This window comes from Nonlabens sp. (genome assembly GCF_018401815.1).
GTDB lineage: Bacteria > Bacteroidota > Bacteroidia > Flavobacteriales > Flavobacteriaceae > Nonlabens.
This window is the reverse complement of the sequence record NZ_JAGYKG010000017.1, coordinates 1-2504: the sequence shown is the minus strand read 5'-3', so window position 1 is coordinate 2504 and position 2504 is coordinate 1. Positions and strand designations below refer to the sequence as shown.

The window sequence follows — 2504 nt, the reverse complement described above, 5'->3', positions numbered from 1 at the left end:
TTCACCTACCGCTTTAACCTATCAAACCGATGAGAGTTTTCTTTATATATGCCCTGCTAAGTTTCGGGCTTTACACGGCGCATGCGCAGCAATCAACTATAGTGAAATCGTTAGCCGATCAGGGCTTCGAGAATGTGGCCGCGGTACAAAAGGGTGTAGACCTTTACATCACCTACGAGAATAATCTCTACCGTTTTGAGGCCAAGGGTTTAGCTAATATAATCGCCCAGCTCACCGAGACCGATTTAAGCCTTTATGAGCGCATTCATTTCTTGCTGAGAAGTCAGGACATTCCGATGGCGATGGCTACCCTATCTACAAGCGATTTAAACGCGTATAAGAGCGGATTAATCGATCGCTACACCTTAGCTTCATCCATGCAGTTCTCTATCGAAATTGATAAGGCAGAGAGCTATTTTAAAGAGGCCGAGCGCGAGAACCTGTCTTTCTACAAGATTGATGTTCCGGTTGGGGTTCGCTTAGATTACCTGCTTGGAGATTTCAGAGATGGATTTCAGTCCCGAACCTACGTGAATTCTCGCGTGCTTTCCACTTTCGGCCGAGGAACCGAATTTGAATTCGACTTCTTAAACATCGTCCAAAATGACATACCTGGCCGCGCCATCTCATCGCCCGTGACCATGAAGGTCACCCAGAGCGCCCGATTCGGCCAAAACACCTTTTTAAGCGCCAGCCTGGGCTATCTGCCCCAGGGCAAGTTCGGTCTGTACACCCGCTTTCGTAACTACCTCGATGAGGAGCGCTTCTACCTAGAGCTCATCTACGGAGTCACCCGCACCGGATACCTCGACCAGAACTGGGTCGTTCAAAACAACCGCAACAGTGATGCCCTATGGCAAGCCATCTTCAACTACCGATGGAACAAGTATGACACTGATTTGAATTTTACATATGGAACTTTTGATTCAGCAGATCTCGGCTACAAATTTCAGGTGCAACGCCAATTCAACGAAGTCTATTTTAGCCTCTTTTACTCACGGACTGACCTCGCCAGCTCTGGATCATTTGGGTCAGAACAACCCGCCATCATCGGATTCTCCATGACCGTACCCTTCGGACAATCCAAGTTCATTAAACCCGGACGCATCCGCGCCCGCACCGAAGACCAGTTCTACTTGCTTTACCGCTATTCTGGATTCTCTTTCTCTGGCATCGACGTGATGTTTGCCAACGATATCTTCTCTGATATTAGAGAATTTTATCCCGAGGTGTTGCGTAAGGGGTTGATGAAGCATTTGAAATAGAAGATTTAAATAATTCTTATAATCTGTAAGTAGTCGACTTCAATTTTATAAGTATAAAATTTATTCTAATACATCTATTTAGATGAATTTTGGAATTATAACTTTTAAATAATACATTTATCCCATAATCAACACACAGAAATGGGAAAAAGACTTACTGCAGAAGACAAATTAGAAGTTTTAAAACTGCTAAAAGCAGGTAATACTAGTGAACAATGCGCAGAACAGATGGGCGTATCAGCTCCGACAATTAATAATTTAAGAGCGCAGTTTAAGAAAGAGGGGGAGACCTTTCCGAACAATCGAGGGCGAAAAAAACTTTCTAAGAACAAAACTCCCCAGTTCGAAAAAAGTAATCCACAAGAAATTAAATCTTCAACATCTGCTGGTTACGATTACCTGATTAATGGTATTCAGATTAAGTTTATCCAAAAACCCAAAACTGTGCGTATAGGTAAGAATCGATTTTTTGTGGAGTTCGATTGACCTTATTTGATCTTCTAATGCTATACTTGCCTAGGCCTATTTAAACGGGCGTCTTAAGACGCGCAAAACAGGTTAAGTAGTGTATTGACTATTTCAGATCTAAATGAATGGACTCGATACTTTCAAGGCTACCTTGCATTGCTTAATTTCACCTTTGGCAATTGCAATTAGGCGGTTCAATGGAAGAACAACAATGGCACGTAATATACTCTAAGCCTAGACACGAAAAGAAGGTTCACGCGGCTTTATTCGAGGCGGGCTTTGTGGTATATTGCCCGCTTAACAAAACTAGGCGTAAATGGAGCGACCGCTATAAAGTAGTGGAAGAGCCCCTCTTTCGATCGTATGTGTTTATTAAGATTAACGGCAATCAGCTTTACGATATTCTAAAATTTGATGGCGTTGTGCGATTTCTGTATTGGAACAGAAAGCCAGCTATTGTGCGGGAAGAAGAGATTGAATTAATCAAGCGGTTTTTGGGAAAACATGAATCCGTTCGTTTGGAATCTGCCGAGTTTCAGGTGAACCAACACGTCACCTTCACCGCTTCTAATTTTATGGGGCAACAAGGCAAAGTGTTAGAGGTAAGAAATAAAGAGGTTAAAGTGCTCATTGAAAGCATGGGGTACTATCTTGTAGCTACCGTTGATAAGGCTAAATTAGAACCTTCAAGAGCGAAAAGTATATGAAAGGAATCATTCTCGCAGGAGGCTCAGGTACGCGCCTCTATCCCATAACCAAGGCCATAAGTAA

General features: G+C 42.9%; 4 protein-coding genes. All 4 read left to right on the top strand.

Features of this window, described 5'->3' with window-relative positions:
- Positions 1-29: 29 nt before the first annotated feature.
- Entirely contained in the window at positions 30-1265 is a 1236-nt protein-coding gene (locus tag KG732_RS12905; RefSeq protein WP_213524429.1) for a hypothetical protein, read from the top strand.
- Between the two features lie 141 nt (positions 1266-1406).
- Positions 1407-1751: a helix-turn-helix domain-containing protein gene (locus KG732_RS12900; protein WP_213524427.1), complete on the top strand. Its 345-nt coding sequence runs from the start codon at positions 1407-1409 to the stop codon at positions 1749-1751.
- 161 nt (positions 1752-1912) lie between these two features.
- A complete protein-coding gene (locus KG732_RS12895) occupies positions 1913-2440 on the top strand; it encodes a UpxY family transcription antiterminator (RefSeq protein WP_213524425.1) in 528 nt (175 codons plus the stop codon).
- The coding region (locus KG732_RS12890) for a sugar phosphate nucleotidyltransferase (RefSeq protein WP_213524431.1) at positions 2437-2504 on the top strand (68 nt) is incomplete at its 3' end. The genes KG732_RS12895 and KG732_RS12890, both read left to right, overlap by 4 nt.